The organism is Geminicoccus sp. (assembly GCF_035556675.1).
Classification (GTDB): Bacteria; Pseudomonadota; Alphaproteobacteria; order Geminicoccales; family Geminicoccaceae; genus Geminicoccus.
In genome coordinates this window covers 1-19991 of sequence record NZ_DATMFZ010000154.1, presented here as the reverse complement: position 1 = coordinate 19991, position 19991 = coordinate 1, and the positions used below count along the sequence as shown (strand labels likewise).

The 19991-nt window shown below is 67.0% G+C and carries 14 protein-coding genes; 4 read left to right on the top strand and 10 right to left on the bottom strand.

Features of this window, described 5'->3' with window-relative positions; all coding sequences use genetic code 11:
• Positions 1-204: 204 nt before the first annotated feature.
• The 4 genes from VNS22_RS11570 to VNS22_RS11555 form a co-directional block, all read right to left on the bottom strand.
• Positions 205-636, bottom strand: a complete 432-nt coding sequence (locus VNS22_RS11570) for a hypothetical protein (protein ID WP_325732540.1) — start codon at positions 634-636, stop codon at positions 205-207.
• Positions 637-723: 87 nt separating this feature from the next.
• The gene (locus VNS22_RS11565; RefSeq protein WP_325732538.1) at positions 724-2991 is read right to left on the bottom strand and encodes a DUF3141 domain-containing protein; all 2268 of its coding nucleotides are present in this window, start codon (positions 2989-2991) and stop codon (positions 724-726) included.
• A gap of 253 nt (positions 2992-3244) precedes the next feature.
• The gene (locus VNS22_RS11560) at positions 3245-4708 is read right to left on the bottom strand and encodes a hypothetical protein (protein WP_325732536.1); all 1464 of its coding nucleotides are present in this window, start codon (positions 4706-4708) and stop codon (positions 3245-3247) included.
• A complete protein-coding gene (locus VNS22_RS11555) occupies positions 4705-6528 on the bottom strand; it encodes an esterase/lipase family protein (protein ID WP_325732534.1) in 1824 nt (607 codons plus the stop codon). Before VNS22_RS11555 ends, VNS22_RS11560 begins: the two co-directional genes overlap by 4 nt.
• Before the next feature lie 569 nt (positions 6529-7097).
• Between VNS22_RS11555 and VNS22_RS11550 the strand changes: the two genes are divergently transcribed.
• From VNS22_RS11550 to VNS22_RS11540, 3 genes are all read left to right on the top strand, one after another.
• Positions 7098-8237: an efflux RND transporter periplasmic adaptor subunit gene (locus tag VNS22_RS11550; protein ID WP_325732532.1), complete on the top strand. Its 1140-nt coding sequence runs from the start codon at positions 7098-7100 to the stop codon at positions 8235-8237.
• A 2-nt stretch (positions 8238-8239) separates the two neighbouring features.
• Positions 8240-11413: a multidrug efflux RND transporter permease subunit gene (locus VNS22_RS11545; RefSeq protein ID WP_325732530.1), complete on the top strand. Its 3174-nt coding sequence runs from the start codon at positions 8240-8242 to the stop codon at positions 11411-11413.
• 757 nt (positions 11414-12170) lie between these two features.
• Positions 12171-13604 carry a tyrosine-type recombinase/integrase gene (locus VNS22_RS11540; protein ID WP_325732528.1) on the top strand — a complete coding sequence of 478 codons (1434 nt, stop codon included), beginning with the start codon at positions 12171-12173 and terminating at the stop codon, positions 13602-13604.
• A gap of 261 nt (positions 13605-13865) precedes the next feature.
• Here the strand turns inward: VNS22_RS11540 and VNS22_RS11535 are convergent, their stop codons facing one another.
• Positions 13866-14123: a transposase gene (locus VNS22_RS11535; RefSeq protein WP_325732526.1), complete on the bottom strand. Its 258-nt coding sequence runs from the start codon at positions 14121-14123 to the stop codon at positions 13866-13868.
• Between the two features lie 349 nt (positions 14124-14472).
• On the opposite strand from VNS22_RS11535, the gene VNS22_RS11530 reads away from it, so the two are divergent.
• The gene (locus tag VNS22_RS11530) at positions 14473-14634 is read left to right on the top strand and encodes a hypothetical protein (protein ID WP_325732524.1); all 162 of its coding nucleotides are present in this window, start codon (positions 14473-14475) and stop codon (positions 14632-14634) included.
• 82 nt (positions 14635-14716) lie between these two features.
• Here the strand turns inward: VNS22_RS11530 and VNS22_RS11525 are convergent, their stop codons facing one another.
• From VNS22_RS11525 to VNS22_RS11505, 5 genes are all read right to left on the bottom strand, one after another.
• The gene (locus tag VNS22_RS11525) at positions 14717-14977 is read right to left on the bottom strand and encodes a hypothetical protein (protein WP_325732523.1); all 261 of its coding nucleotides are present in this window, start codon (positions 14975-14977) and stop codon (positions 14717-14719) included.
• 2 nt (positions 14978-14979) lie between these two features.
• Positions 14980-17592, bottom strand: coding sequence for a DUF927 domain-containing protein (locus VNS22_RS11520; RefSeq protein ID WP_325732522.1), 2613 nt, complete (start codon positions 17590-17592; stop codon positions 14980-14982).
• Positions 17592-17882 carry a hypothetical protein gene (locus VNS22_RS11515; protein WP_325732520.1) on the bottom strand — a complete coding sequence of 97 codons (291 nt, stop codon included), beginning with the start codon at positions 17880-17882 and terminating at the stop codon, positions 17592-17594. The genes VNS22_RS11520 and VNS22_RS11515 overlap by 1 nt, the downstream gene beginning before the upstream one ends.
• A 210-nt stretch (positions 17883-18092) precedes the next feature.
• Positions 18093-18353, bottom strand: a complete 261-nt coding sequence (locus VNS22_RS11510) for a hypothetical protein (RefSeq protein WP_325732518.1) — start codon at positions 18351-18353, stop codon at positions 18093-18095.
• 660 nt (positions 18354-19013) lie between these two features.
• The coding region (locus VNS22_RS11505; RefSeq protein ID WP_325732516.1) for a 3'-5' exonuclease at positions 19014-19991 on the bottom strand (978 nt) is incomplete at its 5' end.

Genomic DNA, 19991 nt, shown 5'->3' with positions numbered 1-19991 from the left:
ACCAGGATCGGCACGATGATCCCGGCTTCGGCGGCCTCCACCGCGCCGGTGAGCGAGCTGACGTCGCAGGGATGCGCCACCGCGCAGGCGATCGGCGGGATCTCCCGGGTCGCCGCGATAAGACGCTCGTATTTCTCGTGCTCGTGCTCGGGCTCTGGCGGCCGCGGCAGCTCGACCATGAGACCGCCTCCCTGCGCTGAGGGCTTACCAGCTCAGGTACAGGCCGATGTCACCCGGCATGCCGCCCGGGTAGGACAGGACCTTGGCGTGTACCTTGTAACCGAGCGGCTGCAGATGCTCCTTGTAGTACTCCAGCGCCACCTTGGCGCGGCCCTGCAGCGAGGAGGGCCAGTTCGCCTCGAAATTGTTGATGGCCCGTCCTCCGTCCACGCAGAAGTCGGAGGGGAACTGCATGACCAGGATCTCGTTCTGGCCCTGCTCCGCGGCCCGCCGGACAGCGCTCGTGAGCAGTTCCATGGCATTGGGCCGCACGGATTCCCAGTGCATGAAGGCGTCGTGCAGCTCGCGCTGCTGTGCCTCGGCCTTCTTCGTCCGGTCCAGCATCTCCTGCATCTTCCGGGTTTCCTGCTCGTCGGTGATCCGACGCAGGTCCTCGGGACGCACCATCTCCGTCATTTCTTCCTCCTCCCCATCCGCCGGCGCTTCTGCCGCGCTTGGCATCGACCTCTGGCAATGGCTCCCGGACAACGCAGCCGGGCGGGGTCAACCGCTGCGGCGCAGAGGAGTGGGTGCCTCCTCGGCCGATGGCTCGGCCGCAGACGGCGCCTTGGCCACGGCTGCGGCGACGGCAGCGGGACGAGCCGATCCCTCGAAGATCTGCTCGATGGCGGCCAGCCGCCGCTGTCCCTCCTCGTCGAGTGGCCCCGCCGATTCGACCAGCTGCCGGATCATGCCGATCACGGCCTTGCTCTCCCGGTCCGACGCTCCCTTCAGCAGGCGCGGCAAGGCCGCCAGCGCCTCCTCCGGTTCGGCCAGCAGCATCAGGAACTGGTCACGCACGAGCGCCTTGAACTCGGTCACGGTCATCCCGCCGCCGCGTTCCTCGCGCATCCGCCTGAGCAGGTTGAAGGCCCGCTCGTCGGCCGCCGCCCCAGGCATGCGGATATAGAGGAGCGCCCGCACCGCGGCCTCGCGCGGTCCGCCTTCGTCGATCCGGCGGCGCAGCTCGGCCAGGCGCTCCTGCACGAAGGCCCGACGGTCCGGGTCCTCACCCGGCCGCGGCCTGGCGGGCGCGTCCGTGTCGCGCAGCCCGACCAGGGCCTGCAGCCAGGGCGAGCCGTACAGGCTCAGGAAGGCGAACTCGGTCAGATTGTCCCGCGTCTTGCCGTACAGATCGAGCGCCGCTTCGATCCGGCTGCTCATCGCCTGCTCCGCCAGCAGGAACGGATTGTCCGGGGCAACCGGATGGCGGTCCTGCCGGGCCTTCGCGGCAGCCTCGGCCACCGGCTGGAGCCAGGGGTTGCGGTCGGAGAGCCAGTCGAAGCCGAGCCGCTCCGGGTGCAGGTCCCGCAGCCATTTCGCCATCGGCTCGGTGGCCATGGCCTGGACCCATGGCTGCATGAAGCTGCGGTACAGGCCCAGATTGATCCGCGACACCCGGTCGACCGCGGCGAAGCGGCGCTCGTCCTCAGGATCGGCGGCCACGATCCGCCGCACGTCGTCCAGGTCGCGGGCGACGAAGCGGACCAGATAGTTCCCCGCGATCAGGCCATCCTCGTCGGTGCCCGCCTCGTCGCGGGGAGTGAGCACCGCCTCGTAGAGGCCCGGCGGAAGCACGTCGATCAGGTCGATGTTGGACGCGAACTCGTCATGCTCCTTCTTCGCGACGCTGCCCGAGACGAAGATGCCGAGATGGCCGACGCTCGCATGGACCGAATAGACGATGGTCTGGCCGTGCGCGCGGATGTCGTCGACGTCGCGGTAAAGGTCGGTGATCCAGCCGAGCGCCTGCGGCGGCGGCGTGATGTCGTCGCCTTCGGAGCAGAACACGATGATCGGCGAGCGGATCTTGCGCAGGTCGATCCGCACCCCGTCGCTCGTCATCAGCTCGGCTGTCGTCAGCTTGTTGCCGACGAACAGGTTGTCGACGATGTACTGCATCTCCTCGGCATTGAGCAGTACATGGCCGCCCCACCATTTCTCGAAGCCGAGATAGCGGGGCGCCTCGGTGTCGACCTTGGCATAGAGGTTGTACTGCTTGGTCCACCAGGTATTGGCCGGGTTCAGGCTCTCGAAGTTCCGGACCAGCCAGGCCCCATCGAAGATCCCGTGCCCGAGATCGCCGGTGAGTGCCGTGAGCCAGCTCCCGCCCAGCATCCCGCCGCTATAGCGCATCGGGTTCTTGCCATGGACGCCGGCCCAGTAGGAGAGCGGCGAACCGGCGATGATGATCGGGCCGAACAGCTCCGGCCGTGTGGCCGCGGTCATCATGACCTGCCAGCCGGCCTGGCAGTTGCCGACCACTACCGGCTTGCCCTCGGCCTTGGGGTGCAGTGCGGCCACCTGCTCGACGAAGGCCGCCTCGGCCTTCATCACGTCCTCGACCGTCTGGCCTGGCACCGGGTCCGGCAGGAATCCTATGAAATAGCAGGGATGGCCGGCCTTGAGCGCCACCCCGATCTCGCTGTCGGCCTTGAAGCCGCCGATGCCGGGACCATGGCCCGCCCGCGGGTCGACCACGATGAACGGCCGCTTCTTCGGATCGGTCGCCACGCCGGGCGGCGGCTCGATGCGGACCAGGCCGTAATTGACCGGGCGCTCCATCTGGCGGCCATCGGCCACCACCTCCGCACCAAAGCTCAGCACATGGGGCGCCTTCATCGCCATGTGCTCGTGATACTGATTACCGCGCTGACGCAGCACGTCCAAGAACAGCAGGCTACGCTCGCAGGCATCCGTCCAGTAGGAGCTCAGGTCGGTCCAGGGATCCGGCCACTCGTTCCTGGGCTTGCCTGCGTTCTGGTCGGCCATTCCAGCCACTCCCAACCTTGCCGGTCCAGCGGCGCCGGCCTCATCTTGCTCGATGCACTCGGGAGACTTCGTACGGTCGAACGTATGCTTGCTCAGGCAAGCAATTGCCAAAGTTCATTAAGATGTCATGTGGGAGTAAAAAGTCTCACTCCACGTGCGAGTAAAGCACCTGCATTGAGGGGAATCAACTGCCAGAAATCGGCTACTGAGGAATTTTTGGGAGTAAAGAATTGGGTGGCGAACAAAAAGTAATTTAGGCAGACGGAATGACGGGAGGCCGCCGCCCGCGCCACCACCACAGCACCAGCCAGATCGTGGCCAGAACGCCGCCGGCCGCTGCCCATGGCCCCGGGTCCCACCAGTTCATGCTACTTACCCGACCCTGCAGCCAGGCCAGCTTCACGAGTTCGAGATCATGGCGCAGTTCCCGGAGAGGAAGTGCCGCGAGATCGTCGACCGGAATCGAACCGAAGATGCGCTGCAGGTCCGGATGCGAATCTGCGCGGCCATCGACCGGCAGGCGCCGCGCCAGCCGGTCGACCTCGCTGTCGCCGGGGAAGAACTGCGAGTCCAGGGTGAGCGGAAACAGGGTGGTCCGGCCCTGCATGTGCAGTTCGATCATGGCATTGACGTCGTTGCACACGCCCAGCCGGTAATAGCCGCCGAAGGGGAGGTCCGGATGGGCATCCCTGATGCCGGCATAGGTCCTAATGATCGCCCCGGCTAGCCGCACGACCTCGAGGGCGTCGTCACCCCCATAGACATGCGCCACGCGCCCCAGCACCCAGGCCTGGTCGAGCGTGTCGATCGGCCGGAACTCGGCGCGGCCGTCGATGCCGAAATAGAACGAGAGGCGGGCATCCAGCAGCGGCCCGGTCAGGTGCAGCTCATGCTGGGAATGGCCGGCCGGCACGAGCAGCGGGCGGTCCGTGCCGGGCACGGCGATGCCGGTGTCCAGCCAGAACGGGGTGAGCACGTCCTGGCCTTGGTAGATGAGGTCGCCGAAATTGGCGAAGTAGCGGGCGTCCCGCACTTCCAGCCGGTGCCCCGCCTTGATGAGGAGCGCCAGCAGATCCTGCGGCGTCGCGGCGATCTCGCCATCGACCTCGACCTGGTAGCGCGGCGGCGCCCGGGCGGGTGCGGGATTGAGCGCCAGACGGTTCAGCACCTGGGCGAGCCGCAGCGCCTTGGCATGCTGGCCAGTGCTGGATGGATCGACCCGGTCGCCTATCTGGAGGCCGAAGCCCATGGGGCGCAGATAGGCGTCGGGCGCCAGCGCCGGGCCGTCCTGCGGCAGGGCCAGAGGCTCGGTCACCTCCTTCATCTGGCCGGTCGCCTCGCTCTCGGTCGTGGGCGCCGGTTCTTCCCCTTCGGCACCCACCAGATAGCCACGCGCCAGGGCAGCCAGCCGGACGGAGCGGCCGAGGCCGGCAACGGTCAGGCCCGGGAAATGGTCCACTGCCTCCCAGTGCTCGCCCAGGATCAGGATGCGGAGCCTTCTGATCTGGTCGGGGCCGAGCAGGCCACCGGCATCGGGATCCCGGCCGAGCCGCTGGAGGACCGCAGCGACGAAGGCCGGGTCGACCGACAGCTCGGTCATGACCTCGGACAGCCGCATCCAGGGCGGCGGCGTCCGGTCGGTCGTGCCGGCGGCGGAGAGTGCCGCCTGGGCGAGCACCAGGAGCAGGGCAGTGAGGAAGGCCAGGCGCCGGATCATGGTGCCTCGCTCACCAGCGCCGGCCGGTCGAGGCAGCCGATGCCTGTGGCGCGGCAGGCTTCTTCGGCGTGCAGGAGCAGGATGCGGCGTAGCTCCAGGACCGCCTGCGGATGGCCTTGGACCGAGTGGCCCGAGCGGATCACGAGCTCGGATTCCACGCCGTCGATATGGGCGCTCTCGTAGCGCACGACGCCGTCATCGCCCTCTTCCACCGGCCCGTCGCCCTGGACCGCGATGATGGAGTTGGCTCGGACGCCGGGCGCCAGCGGGATGTCGGCCAGCGCGCTGATGAACGGGCTGCCAGGCGTCATGCCGTACAGGCTGCCGACCCGGATCCTGGCGGGGTTGACCCGGAACGCGCCGGGATTGTTCATCGTGAGTTCGCGGCTGGCGCTGAGGAGATTGAAGGGCAGGCGCACCAGACCGGCGATGAAGCCGCCCAGGGAATATTCGGTGAGGTAGCTGCCGCGCTGTGGCGTGGCGATGAAGACGACGCGCCGCACAAAGGGCAGAGGCTTCATGAACATGGCGCGCCGCAGCAGATCACGGGTCTCCGGTCGCAGGCGCAGCTCGTCGAGCGGCTTGAGGCTGATCGCGTCCCACAGCTTCATGCCCGTATCGACGGCGGTCAGCTTGGCGAGCAGGCCGCCCTGACTGTGGCCCACCACCACCATGTCCCGCAGGGCCGGATCCTTTCCCTGCGGGTCGAGCTGCCGGACCGCGCTTTCGAGCGCCTCGCGCAGGCGCAAGGCGGAATAGGGGATCGGATTGCCGGTCTCATAGGTGAAGAACCAGAACTCGAACCGCTCGCGGATGCGCGGGTCGCTCAGCAGATCGTTGATCATGTCGGCCCAGCGTCCCGCGCTGGAGGCGGTGCCATGGACGAACACGACCGGGATACGGCCGGACTTGTGCGCCTGGAGCGCCACGAGCTGGCTCGGGAGCCGCCCCAGGAAGTCACCTTGCAGGAAGCCCTGGAACTCGGTCTGCCAGAGGGTGGGGTCGCTCAGCCCGTAGGCCAGCGTGGCGGTCGGTTCCGATTCGAGCGGCACCTCGCGGCCGGCGAGGGTCACCGTTTCCGTCTCCGGCCCCGCATAGGACTCGAGCGTGGCATGGACGCGCCGATTCGCCAGCTGGCCCCGCGGGTCGGGGATCCGCAGCAGGATGGTGACGGGCACCTTCAGGCGCGGTGCCACCTGGAAGCGGCGCTCGGCATGTTCCACCACCGGCGTGGCGGCGAGCGGCGCGCCGAGGCCCGGCTGTCGGTAGCGGTTGCGCAGGCCGCTCACGTGCAGTTCGGCGGTCGGCACGAGCCGGGTCAGCGGATAGCCCTGCCAGACCAGGAGGTCAGGAGCCGCGGTGATCTGCATGCTACCGGACGGCAGGAGGTAGCTGCCCGGCGCCGGGCGCACCTCGTCGTCGCCCTGCACCCGGAAGGCGCCGACCAGCGAGCGGTTGTAGATGTCGGCGGCCCACCGGAACCGAGGATCGAACGGATCGGGCGGCGCGTCGGCGTCCCCTGGGAACAGGTAGGCATAGGCGTAGAATGCGGCTGCGAGGTAATAGTCCGGCCGCTCGTGCGCCTCGGCATAGGCGAAGGCCAGTTCGGCCATGGCGAACACGGCGTTGGCGCCGGCCACGCCGTCGACGACTCCCTGGCGCAGCCTGGCGATCGCCGCCTCCGGATCGTCGCCGATGTCCTCGTCCGTATCGACGAAGCGCAGGATGTTGCGCGTGAAATCGCTGAGGTCGCCGGACGAGAGCACGTTGGCGGTCAGCTCGCGATGGACGGCGCGCGGCGGCATCTGCTGCACCGTCACCGGCGCACCGCATGCCGTCAGGACGAGCAGGAGGAGCAGTGCCGCCAGCCAGGACCGTCCAGGGCAGGGGCCTGAGGTACGGTGCGACAGGCACGTCCGCAGACCAGTTCGGCGGTGTCCCCTGCTGCCGTACATGGGCTTCCCTCCCGGCCGGACTGGCTGGCTCACGAACAGGATCGCCGCCGGCCGAAGCCATCAGTCCAGTACCATATCCGCGATCAGAGCGAGATGGCGGTGATGTCCCGGCGGCCAGCCCTTTTGAAGGTCGACTTGCAGTTTACTGACGGAAACGTGTTTCCGGAAGTCGATTGCGGCCGTTGCATTGGGGAGGCGAAGTACTATGAGTAGATGCCGGAGCGGCAGCGGCAGGGTCCTGCGGCGCTGTTCCCAACATCAGGGCATGCGGGGAGGGCTGCTCATGATGGCACCTCCTGGCGTTGGCGGCGGCGGATCGCAGTCCGGCGCATCAGTTCACACGGCGCAATGCATGAACCGCCCAGGCCCACGGCTGACATGGCCAGCGGGACCACCATCCGACGATCACCATCCGGCTATCGGGAAGGCATGGCATGTCCCGTCCGACGTCCGCCGCGATCACCCGTGCGGCAAGGTTCATCGTCCTGGCATGGTTCGCGATGCCGCCCGCCGGTGCCCAGGAAGTGCCCGCCGCTCAGGTCGAGCCGCCTCCCGCGGTCACCGTAGTGCGGGTGGCGCGCAAGCCGATCACGCCGACCACCACCTTCACCGGCCGGATCGAGGCGATCGACGAGGTCGCCCTGCGCGCCCGGGTGCCCGGCTATCTCGAGCAGCGCCTGTTCCAGGAAGGTGCCGAGGTGCAGGTCGGCGACCTACTGTTCACGATCGAGAAGGCGCCCTACCAGACCACGATCGACGAGATCAGCGCCACGATCGAGCGGATCCAGGCGACGCTCCGGCTGGCCGAGATCGACGTCGAGCGGCAGGCGGCCCTGGTCAAGCGCCAGGCGACTGCCCAGACCAAGCTGGACGAAGCCGAGGCGAGGCTCGGTGAGACCAAGGGCGACCTGATGCGCCAGAACGCAGCGCTGGCGCGTGCCAGGCTCGATCTCGGCTATACCGACATCAAGTCGCCGCTTACCGGCCGGATCGGCCGCGCCAACTTCTCGGTCGGGGACTTTGTCGGCCCGGACAGCGGCCCGCTCGCGACGGTCGTGGCGCAGGATCCGGTCTATGTGACCTTCCCGGTCAGCCAGCGGCAGCTGCTGGAGCTCCGCAACGAGGCGGCCAGGCGCGGCAGCGACCCGCGCAACGTCACGATCCGCCTCCGCTTGGCCGACGGCTCCAGCTATCAGGAGGTCGGCAGGCTCGACTTCGTCGACGTCCAGGTCGACCCCGGCACCGACAGCGTGCAAGTGCGCGCCAAGCTGCCCAACCCGGACAATCTCCTGATCGATCGTCAGCTCGTGACCGTGCTGGCCGAGACCGCCGAGCCCGAACTCGTGCTGATGGTGCCGCAGCAGTCCCTGCAGGCCGACCAGGGCGGCACCTACGTTCTGGTGGTGGATGCGGAGGACAAGGTCCAGGTGCGCCGGGTCGTGACCGGGGAGCGGCAGGGCGCCGGCGTGGTGGTCGCCGAAGGCCTGTCGGAGAACGAGCTCGTCGTCACGGAGGGCGCGCAGAAGGTCCGGCCCGGCCAGGTGGTCGATGCCGCCGAAGCGGCGGGCAGCTAGCCATGCTCTCCAGCCTCTTCGTCGACCGGCCGAGGCTCGCGATGGTGATCTCGATCGTGATCACCATCGCCGGCCTGATCGCCATCAAGGTGATCCCGGTGGCGCAGTTCCCCGACATCGTCCCGCCCCAGGTGCAGGTGACCGCGAGCTATCCGGGGGCCGGCGCCTCCGTGGTCGAGGACACCGTGGCCCAGCCGATCGAATCGCAGGTCGTGGGCGTCGACAACATGCTCTACATGAAGTCGACCAGCGGCAATGACGGCAGCTACACCCTCACCGTCAGCTTCGCCGTCGGCACCGACCCCGACATCAACACGGTCAATGTCCAGAACCGGGTCAGCCTGGCCGAGGCGAAGCTCCCGGACGAGGTGAAGCGCGCCGGCGTCAGCGTGAAGAAGAAGTCCTCGGCACTGCTGCAGGTCGTCAACATCTACTCGCCGGACCAGCGCTACGACGCGCTGTTCCTGTCGAACTACGCGACGATCAACGTGCTGGACAACCTGAAGCAGGTCCGCGGCGTGGGCGACGCCTTCCTGTTCGGCGGGCTCGAGTACAGCATGCGCCTGTGGCTGGAGACCGATCGCCTGACCAGCCTCGGCATCACGCCCAACGACATCATCCAGGCCCTGCGCGCCCAGAACATCCAGGCGGCCGCCGGGCGGATCGGCGCCCAGCCGATTGGCGACGACCAGGCATTCCAGCTCAACATCGAGACCAAGGGGCGGCTGACCGAGAAGAGCGAATTCGAGAACCTGGTGATCCGTGCCAATCCGGATGGCTCGTTCGTGCGCGTGCGCGACGTGGCGACGGTGGATCTGGGGGCCAAGTCGAGCGATGCGTTCGGCCGCTTCAACGGCGAGGCCGGCGCCATCCTGGCGATCTACCAGGCGCCCGGCGCCAATGCGATCGCGGTGGCCGAGGGCATCCGGGCGGAGATGGAGCGGTTGGCCGCGACCTTCCCGGACGGGCTCGCCTACAAGATCACCTACGACACCACCCGCTTCGTCGAGGAAAGCATCCACGAGGTGATCAAGACGCTCGCCGAGGCGTTCGTCCTGGTTGTGATCGTGGTCTTCCTGTTCCTGGGCAACGTGCGCGCCACGCTCATCCCGCTGATCGCCGTGCCGGTCTCGCTGATCGGCACCTTCGCGGTCATGCTGGCGCTGGGCTTCTCGGCCAACACCGTCTCGCTCCTGGCGCTGGTGCTGGCGATCGGCATCGTGGTCGACGACGCGATCGTGGTCGTGGAGGCGGTCGAGGCCAAGCTCGAGCACCATCCGGAGCTGACGCCCGCCCAGGCGACCAAGCTTGCCATGGGCGAGATCACCGCGCCCATCATCGCGATCACCCTGGTGCTGCTGTCGGTGTTCGTGCCGGTGGCCTTCGTGCCGGGCATCTCCGGGCAGCTCTACCAGCAGTTCGCGGTGGCGGTGTCGGTGTCGATGCTGATCTCGGCGCTGAATGCGCTGACCCTGTCGCCGGCCTTGTGCGCCGTGCTGCTGCGCCACCATCACGGCCCCAAGCGCGGCCCGATGCGCTACGTGATGCGGGCGATCGACAAGACCCGCGACGGCTATGCGGCGGTGGTCCGGATCCTGGTCCGCCGGGCGGTGCTGGGGCTGGTGGTGCTGGCAGCGGTCTGCTTCGGCGTGGTCGAGCTGTTCCGGATCACGCCCACGGGCTTTTTGCCGAGCGAGGACCAGGGCGCCTTCTTCGTCGAGCTGCAGCTGCCGGAAGGCTCGTCGGTCAACCGCACCGTCCGGGTGGCTGAGCGCGCCGAGACGATCCTGCGGGACACCGAGGGGGTGGCGGACGTCAGCACGGTGGTCGGCTACAGCTTCCTGGACGGGCTGGCCAAGTCCAACAGCGGCTTCCTGATCGTCCTGCTCCAGCCGTTCGAGGAGCGCACCGACCCGGCGGAGGCGGTGAACGGCCTGCTGGCAAAGCTGCGCGGCGAGTTCCGGGCGATCCGCGAGGCCAACATCATCGCCTTCAACCTGCCGCCGATCATCGGCCTGGGTACCGGCAGCGGCTTCGAATACCAGCTCCAGGACCTGCGCGGGGGAGACCCGGTCGACCTGGCCGCCGTGGCGCGTGGGCTGATCATCGCCGGCAACGGGGAGCCGAAGCTCGGGCCGCTGTTCACCACCTTTTCCGCCAACACGCCGCAGCTCTATCTCGATCTCGACCGCGACCGGATCCAGACGCTCGGCATCGAGGTCGGCGACGTGTTCAACGCGCTGCAGGCAACGCTCGGCGGCTTCTATGTCAACGACTTCAACCTGTTCGGCCGGACCTGGCAGGTCAACGTCCAGGCGGAAGCCTCCGACCGGAAGGAGGTGGACGACATCTACCGCATCCACGTGCGCAACCGGAACGGCGAGATGGTGCCGCTGCGCGCGATCGCGACGCCTGAGCTGGTCCTGCGGCCGCAGACGGTCGTGCGCTACAACAATTACCGAAGTGTCACCCTGAATGGCGGGCCGGCTCCCGGCGTCAGCTCGGGCGAGGCGATCGCCGCCATGGAGGCGCTGTCGGCCCGGACGCTGCCGCAGGGCTATGGCTATCGCTGGACCGGCACGGCGCTGCAGGAGAAGGAGGCGGCGGGCCAGACCTCGATCATCCTGAGCTTCGCCGTGCTGTTTGCCTACCTGTTCCTGGTGGCGCTCTACGAGAGCTGGACGATCCCGGTACCGGTGCTGCTCTCGGTCTCCGTGGGCATCCTGGGTGCCATGGGTGCCCTGCTGCTGGCGGGGCTCGACAACAACATCTACGCCCAGATCGGCATCGTCGTGCTGATCGCGTTGGCCGCCAAGAACGGCATCCTGATCGTCGAGTTCGCCAAGGCCCGGCGCGAGCAGGGATTGTCCATCACCGAGGCCGCGGTCGAGGGTGCCGCCGAGCGGTTCCGCGCGGTGATGATGACGAGCCTGGCCTTCATCGCCGGCCTCTACCCGCTGGTGGTGGCCGAAGGTGCCTCGATGCTGAGCCGCCGCGGCGTCGGCACCGCGGTGTTCGGCGGCATGATCGCGGCAGCCCTGGTCGGCATCTTCATGATCCCGGTGCTCTACGTGGTGTTTCAGTGGCTGCGCGAGAAGGCAAAGGGCCAGCGGAAGACGCCACCCACCAAGCTCCCGGTCGAGCGGGCCGTGCATGCACCGGCGCCGGCGGAGTAGCGGCGGCGGGCCGGACCGGCGCCACCGCCGTCCGCTCAGGGAGCAGGTCTCGCCTGGAGGCGCGCCGTCGCGGCGCGGTTCGCTGGCCATGCTGGGGATGGTGGCCTAGCCGAGGCACCCGAGGACAGGCGCATTGCCGTGGCCGGCCAAGTCCTGGTTCGCCAGCGTCACGGCTCAACCAGTGGCGTCATGTGCATCACGATCGAGGAGGAGGCAACGCCGCCAGCCATAGTGATCTGGCCGTCGGTCTAGATCGCGACTGCAGGGTGATCCTTGGCAGCCGAATGCTGAGCATGCTGGGCTGGATGCAGCGGCAGGGTGCAGCCGTCGACTTGGTTGCCAGACGCCTGGAGGCTTCGGATAGACTGCTCACGCCGGCTTGAGAACGATCCGGGCCGCAGGCGACAGTCAACGAGGGCGCAAAAGTCTTGGCCGTGCATCGGCCATTCCGTTGCCGCAGATTACCCCGATTTTTCCGCCTGGGGCTTCCACTTTCCGCCTCTGGAACGTCTGAAGCCACGGCGGTGTTCAATAACTGATTAAAATCACTAGAGAAGGTGGTGGAGCCGATCGGGATCGAACCGACGACCTCTAGAGTGCGATTTGTGAAGTATTCGTTTTGCCTGACTTTCTGTTTGTTGACAGGGCTTACCTAAGTCTCTGATATTTCGTGACATTCTCTTTGGATCGCTTTAGGGATATGGGCGGAAATCGATCGTGATTTCTTCAAAATGCTTCCCCGGTGCTTCCCAGCCGGGTGACGGTGCGTGAGGTTGCGGTGGTGCGACTTGGGCAACGGTTGGCTGCGACGCTTCAGGCGGATGGAACGGATCGAATCGTCTGGGACGATGAAATTCGGGGCTTTGGCCTGCGGGCCCGCCCGTCCGGCCAGAAGCGCTGGATCTTCCAATATCGCCCTCGGGGAGAGGGTACGACGAAGCGGCTGACGATCGGCGATGCCGTCGTGATGAAGGCGGAGGAGGCTCGCACTGTCGCAAAGGCGCACGCCCTGGCGCGAGCGCGCGGTGAGGATCCGGCGAAGGAGCGGGACGCCGCCAAAGCGGATCTGACGGTTGCGCAACTCATCGAGCGCTGGGTCGAAGCCGGCTATCCGCGAGCGAAGCCCGGACGGATCGGCGGAGCTTTCCTGAAACCATCCAGCGCCGAAATCTACCAGTCCGGTCTGCGTCACCACGTCGTGCCGCTCGTCGGCAAGGTGAAGCTCGCGAAGCTCTCGCGCGTCGACGTTGAGCGGATGCAGCGGCGCATCGCCCGCGGCGAGACGGCCCAGGACCCGGTCAACAGCGGGAGGTCCCGTGGTCGTGTCGCGATCTCGGGAGGCGAGGGGATTGCCGGGAGAGTCACGGCCTACTTCGCTGCGGTCCTGACCTGGGGCGTGCGGGAAGGGCTATTGGCACAGAGCCCGGCGGAGAAGGTCCACGTTATTCCCGCAAAGCGCCGGAACCGGCACCTTTCATGGGAGGAGGTCGAGAAACTCGGAGAAGCGCTGGCCGCGGCCGAAGCCGAAGGAATATCGCAGAGGTTCACCCAAGCCATCCGCCTCATTGCCCTCACCGGTTGCCGCAAGACCGAGGTCCTGGCGCTCAAGTGGCGGGACGTGGATCTCCAGGGCCAGCGCTTGCGGCTGCCGGATAGCAAGACGGGCGCCAAGGTGGTTCCCTTGACCACGGCGGCACGGGCGTTTCTCGAAGCTCTTCCGCGCGAGATCGACAAGGAGAACCGGCCGTCGCCGTGGGTCTTTCCCGCCGCGCACGGCGACGGCCATGCCGTCGGGATCACCAAGGTGTTCGACCGAGTGCGCAAGCTCGCCGGGTTCGGAGACGATGTGACCCTCCACGTGCTCCGGCATTCGTTCGCGACGCTGGCGATTGCTGCCGGGGGATCGCTCTACCTCGTCGGCAAGGCGCTCGGGCATTCAAATGCAGCCACGACCGAGTGTTATGCCCATGTTGCCCTCGATCCGGTTCATGCCGTGGTGGAGCCCGCGGGGCTGAAGGTTTCCGCAGCGCTGGCGGCGGGCGCGGCGACCTGGCTCGGGCAGGCCGATCCTGCCAGTGGCCAGCCCCGAAAGCAGCGTCGGAGCGAGCCTCCGGAAGATCGGCCTTCCTTTCGGAAGCGTGGAACACGTGGAACACGTGGAACTTGGGGAACGCCGACGGGAACCACTTGATCGGCGTCATGAGCCAACGCACTTGGGGCGCCTTTATGATTATGATGTTCGGCGCCTTCCGACGTAGACATCTTCCTGTACGTGACTCTGATGAGCGGCCCGGGCATCCTGATCGGGTGCTCGTGGCCCCGCCCTCGAACCGCTCCAGTGCTACCGCCTCGGCAAGGTCCGCCACGTGCCGGAGCAGGACCTTGGTGCCGGTCGGGTCGAACACGTAGCTGAGTCAGATGCGATCGCCCAACCCATGGCGTCCGACCAGCCCTAGGGGCTGTCGCCGCGCACCAGGACGTCGATCCGCGGCCAGCGCTTGCGGCTGGCGCGGATCACGGGGTGTAGCTCAAGCGCCACCTCGTTCCCGTCCGGGATCTTGCCCAGGCGCGGGATGACGGCGACCAGGTTGCCAGTGGTGGCTTCGTGGACGTGGATCGGCGCGAAGCCGTACCCGCCATGGTGGGCGTGGAAGCGCGCGAGCCGCTGGCGCCCGTGCACCCGATCCTCGATGTCGTCGATAGCGAGCACGATCCGGCCAAGATGTGGTGCAATGGCTCCCGGGAGCACGGGTCGGTGAGGTAGCAGGTCAGCCGCTTGGCGCTTCCGGACCGGCGCTCGACGTTGGCCAGCGAGAGCACGCACCGAGGTCAGCCGGTCGCCGTCGAAGACGACTCCGCCTTGCTGGCGATCGACGACGAGCCGGAGCGGACCAAGATACTCTCCCTCACGGCGACCGCCGGCGCTTCGGCCGTGTCGCTGAAGCCTCGGTCAGGATAGACTGCGTCCTCTGAGCAAGCACACCCGATGGGAGGAACGGGGGTGGACGTCGGAGCCTGGCTGCGCGGCCTGGGGCTGGAACGGTACCAGGGCCTGTTCCATGACCATGACGTCGACGCGGAGGTTCTGCCGGAGCTGGCAGGGCCAGAGGAGGCGCGCCGAGGCGCACGACCTGCTCTCCCCGGTCTATGGTTGGTTCACCGAAGGGTTCGCCACGGCGGACTTGCGCGATGCGAGGGCGCTGCTCGACGAGCTGCGATGAACGCCGTCGCGCTGGGTTCGGCCGCGTGCGGCTGAGCCTCACCCGAGATCGCCGCCACCATCCCGCTCGTGAATTAGGCGAGCTAGCTGATTTCGTTTCCGACGTGGTCGCCGAGACTCTCAGCGCCACCGGTCGAAGGATCATCCTTCAGCGAGAGCGCCGCCAGCTCGTCGAGGAGGTTCGGGTCATACGGTCCGTTCCTCGCGTCGATGAGCAGTCCGCTCGGCCGGACCTCGATATGCCAGCCGAGTGCACGGGCGCGAGCGATGGGATCTACGGAGGGGGCCGGCGCCACGACGGGCGCAACGCCGACCTTCCGGGCAATGGCGGCAAAAGCGCCCACGCTTAAACGTCTTCGCTGAGAATATCGTCTGTGACGACATAGCAGCGCACGGGCTTGTCAAAGCCCGGCAGCCGCTCCTGCTTCTGCGGCCTGCCATCTCCGCCTAGCAGGAGAAGGCCGCGGGTGCGGAGCACCTTGGTGACCGCGGACGGATCCAGGCCGACGCAGACCTCCTTCTTCCACGTCTCCGTCAGGAAGATGAATTCGGTACCGCCCGTGCGACCCAACCGCTTGAAGCCGACGCGATTGAAAATCTTCTGCTCGATGACCTGCCCGTCGGCGTCCTTGGGCGCGAGCTCACCCATCAGCTCGAACCGGCTGGAGCCGTGCGCTTCGATGAAGCGCCGGACTGCTGCCAGGGCCGCACGGTCCTCGGCAGCACCCACACCGCCGCGTTCCGCCATCCAGGCGTGAAAGCAGCGCTCGGCCGCCCGCCGCGCCTCGCCCACCGGCCACGGCAGAATGCCAAGCTCCGTCGCGAGCTCGCCTGCCGCGGCGATCAGGCCGAACCGTGCAGCTACCCGGCTCACCTGCCCGTCGGCGCCGGGGGGGCAGCATTCTGCCACGAACTGATCACGGACCGCGAGCACCGCGGGCGCCAGCTCATCGAATACCTTGGCAAGATGCTGCAGGTAGATCCGGGATGCCGTGCCGTAGTGCTCGCCAGTGGCGGCTTTCAGGTGACGCGCCAGCGCGTCGCCGGAGGAGAATCCGTGCAGGTTCTCGAAAATGCCGAAGCCGGCCCCGGCATCGGCCGGCAGATCGAGCACACGCACTTCCTGGCCGGCGGCCACCCGGCGGCCACATTCGGCGATCTTGTCGGCTAGGCTCGGTTCGCTCGTCGACATGAACATGATGCGCCACTCAGCGGTCGGCCGTGCAGCTCCAAAACGATCCGCGCGACTCTTGCCCTGGCCGTTGGCCAGCATGTAGGCGGCCTGCCCGGCCTCCTTGCCATCGACCTGCCCCATCTCATCCAGGCAGAGCAGCGTGTCGCAGGACATCGCCGCAATGCCCTCCAGGGCATTTGCGGTAGTGCGCCAGGTCCGGAGGAAGCCGTTGACGCCGCCGCCACCCCAGACGGATCCAGCGAGCCAGAGCGTCGTGGTCTTGCCGATCGAGGAGCCGCCGCGGAAGTTGATGCCGCCGGACTCGGACATGGTCGGATACAAGAGGGGGCCGGCAAAGGCGATCGAGATGGCCAACACCAAGCGGGAGTTGCCGATGGCGTAGCGGGCGACGTTCTGCTGCCAGCCCTCCAGGTCGCCCTTCACGCGGAAGGCGTGGTCGATCGACCCGACCGTCTGCAACAGGTAATCTTCGGCGCCAGGCGCAGCCGCGGTCCAGTCGGGCATCACCATGGTCTTGCCGTGCCACCCGATCCGCCCGACGCAGCGGGCCCGCCGTTCCGGGTGCGAGGATGCGATGTACTGGTCCAGCGCCTCGCGAATCCACCGCCGCTTGCCCGGTGCGAGGATCAGGCCCAGCGAAAGAAGCGGCTCAAGGTAGGGCATGCCCTCGCTGGCCATGAGCGAGCTGGGCATCACCCAGCGCTTCACGACGCCGTCACGATCGGTGATCGCGAGGAGCCGCCCCCACTCGTTGCTTTCTGGCGACCGGACGTCCGCCTCGATCACCAGGCGCGAGCAGAACCACCGCCATTCGAACGTCTTCTCGCCCGACCGCTTGTCCTCCTTCTCGATCCGCAGCTCGACCCTATCGGACAGGATGCGGAAGCACCCGTTGACGTACGTGCAGCCCACTTCCGTCGAGGGCTCGTGGATGCTTCCGCCATCGTGGCGACGATCGAAGTCGACATATTCACTGAAGAAGTCCGGATCGTTCCGAAGCTCGGCGATGCGCTCGGCCGTCCACCCCTCCTCCAGCGCATCGGCTAGATCCCATCCGTCGGGGACGGGCCCATCGCGGAGCACCTGGATGCCGTTCACGAACGAGAAGACGGCCAGGCGCTCGGGCGGCAGCCGGCGGATGCTGGCGGCGCCCGCGCGATGGCAGAGTTGGAAGACCTTGTCGCCGAAGTCCTGGCCCGGGTGCAGCGGCTTGCCCTTCGCGTCGATGCGTCCGGGTGCGTCGTAGTCGGGGGCGATCACCACCTCGCGACCAGCGCAGGAACTGAAGTCGGCCAACTGCGGCGACTTCGCCCCATGCGCCGGGGTGGTCACCACCATGTCGGGGAACAGGATGGCGGCCGCGTCCCGGGCCTTCTCGCCCTCCGAGATCATGATCGGCGCGGTCGTCCGCTTCAGGATCTCGGGCAGGCCGAACAGAGGTCGGGGCGAAGGCATGCCCCTTGCACGCCATCCCGATCGGCCGCCGCCCAGGTCGCAATAGGTGATGGGCAGGATCTCCTTGGTCGGCTGCCCGTCGGCGCCGATGAAGTCCCAGCGAGCCACGTAGCCGATCAGATGCCCGCCAGCGTCATGGTAGGGCCAGATCTTCGTCGGTTCCCCGAGTTCCGGGTGCTTGAAGCGCATGGGCGGCGCATTGGCCGGGACCGGGATGATCGGCACCTTGCCGGACCTGCCGCTGACCGCCTGCCGCCCGGCCTCCTCATCGGGTCCGAGCGGCGTGAACATCGCATTCTCATCGAGCATTACGTCACTCCCAACATGGTAGCGAGCTTGTGCGCCGCTTCGGCCTGGCGGAGGTTGCTCAAGTAGGCGGCCAGCGAGACCGGATCTCCGCCGCGGTCGTTGGTGGCGAAGTCGGCCCAGGCGCCGGTGGAGATGTTCACGCTGAACGAGCCAGGGTGGCGGTCATCGCGGCGCGGGTTCCTGGCGACCCACTCGTTGCCGCAGCGCTTGCCGTCCGGCAGCCACCGGGCGAGCAACGCTGGAAGAACAGCGCGTGCAGCATGGTTCACGCGTTCGAAGTCAACGCGCATGACGAAGTCCTCAGATCAGAGGCGATGTCAAAGAGACGAGCGAATAGCCGCTTGAGTTGTGGTGGGCCGACTGATCCCACCCGCTCGGGTAGCTAGATGGCTGGCGCCATTATGCGTTGGATTGTTCGCGGCGCTTCAATCCTTCGCAGTGAGAAGTGCGTTGCTGTCGCCTCGTGCGCTGCATGGCGCCGCGTCTCCTTTCCGAGAGGGCTAGGAGGCCTTCTGGATCATGGCACGGGCCCAGGCATCGAGATCCTCCGGCTTGTAGAGAGGGACCCGCCCCGCCTTGTGGTAGACCGGCCCGCCGCCGATGCAGGCGAGCTTGGCCAGCGTCGTGGGCGCGCGGTCGATCCCCCAGACCTCCTTCAGGTGCCGAGAGGCCTCGCTGCGGCGCACGAAGCGCGTGGGCCTGCTCGATTCCTCAGGCGCCGGGACCGAAGCGGTCGTCGAATCCTGCGTGTGCGTCGCCATTCTTGTAGCCTTTCATTTAACGCGATTAAGGCCCACCCGGAGGAGCGGCATACTGCAGCTCCGCAATTCTGATGCGGGTCTCCTGCTTCGCTTCTCTTTCTAGCTATGGCGGTCGATGTTGAGGTGCAAGCGGAAGTCACAAGCTATGCGTAGGAAATTTATTCAAAAAAGCAAAACGATAGTGCAAATGATAGTGACGGACCTTTCACTATCATCGCTATCATTCGTTGAATGAGCGGTAAAATTGTCCAGTTTCGAAAACGAATACAACTTGACTGCTATCGATCCGGTCGCGACATCGGGTTGCCGACCAAGCGCTGGTGAGATGATCAAGCTTGATAATTAGCGTCGCTCTCTTGGGCGACAGGAAAGATGGGCGGCCATATTCGCCGATCATGTCGAGCAGGCTTAGGCCGTAGCTCCGAATGTGGTGCCGCCTCAATCGAGCCCCGTGCGCATCCCGCTCTTAGGTGCCTCCGGTAAAAAGCAACTTAGCTTGATTGTGGTCGGTGTTGCGGACAGCTGTTGGAGTCGAAATACGGGTTGGCTAGCTCTGAGCACATCCTGTGCAATTGGGGGCAGGGTCCCGTCTATGCCCAGCCTGACTGTGACCGCCAGATGTGGCCGGTCATGGTTCTCTGTGGCTAGTACCTAGATTCACTATGAAATATTGGTGTTCGACAGATCTTCCAGGAACTCCGACGCCGGATCCACGCCAGTGACGAGCAGGTGGTCCCGGGCACGCGTGACGGCGACATAGAGCAGGTGCCGCTCGGTGTCGTAGACCTCCTCCAGGTCCGACGGGTCGGAGATCGCCTCGATGCGGCTCTGGAGCGGGATGACCTCGTCGTCGCAGGCCATCACGGCGACGGACCGGAACTCCAGGCCCTTGGCGAGATGCATGGTGCCGAAGGCGACGCTGCCGGACGCAGGGCCGTTCCTCTCGCTCAGCTCGGCGGCGGATGCGCCGCTCGCCTTGATGGCGGCCCTGGCACGGGCGAGTTCCGCAGCCGAGCGAACGAAGACGCCGATCTCGTGGGGCGGGCGTCCTGCAGCGATCTGGTCCCTGATCCAGGCGCCGACGGCCTCCCGTTCCTCGTCCCCGCTGGCGAAGGTCCGGACCAGGGGAGCCGGGCCATCGAAGACGGAGACCGTGCCGCGGCGCCCTTCGGTGTTGCCGTCCACGTCCGACACCGTGGCGGGCAGCAGGCGGTCGGCCTGGGCGCGGATCTGGTGGGAGGTGCGGTAGTTGACCCGCAGCGTGAAGGAGCGGCCACGGATGTCGATGCCGAGCGCCCTGAGCGAGAAGGGCTGCTGGAAGATGCGCTGGCCGAGGTCGCCGGCGAGGAACAGGCCGTCCGGCCGGCCGTCGGCCAGCGCGGCGAGGAAGCGCGCCTCGGCCACGCCCAGGTCCTGCGCCTCGTCGACCACGACGAACAGGTATGGACTGGTGCCATCCCGCAGCTGGTCCGTGAGTCGGCCGAAGACGTCCGCCCAGGTCACCAGCTTGCGCTCGGACAACGCGCCGCGGAAATGCTCGAAGATCGCCCACAGAATCTCGCGCTGGTTGCCGCCGATCCGGGTCTTGCGGCCGAGGCGAGGGACGTCGCGATAGGCTTCCCAGGTCTTCAGCTGCCA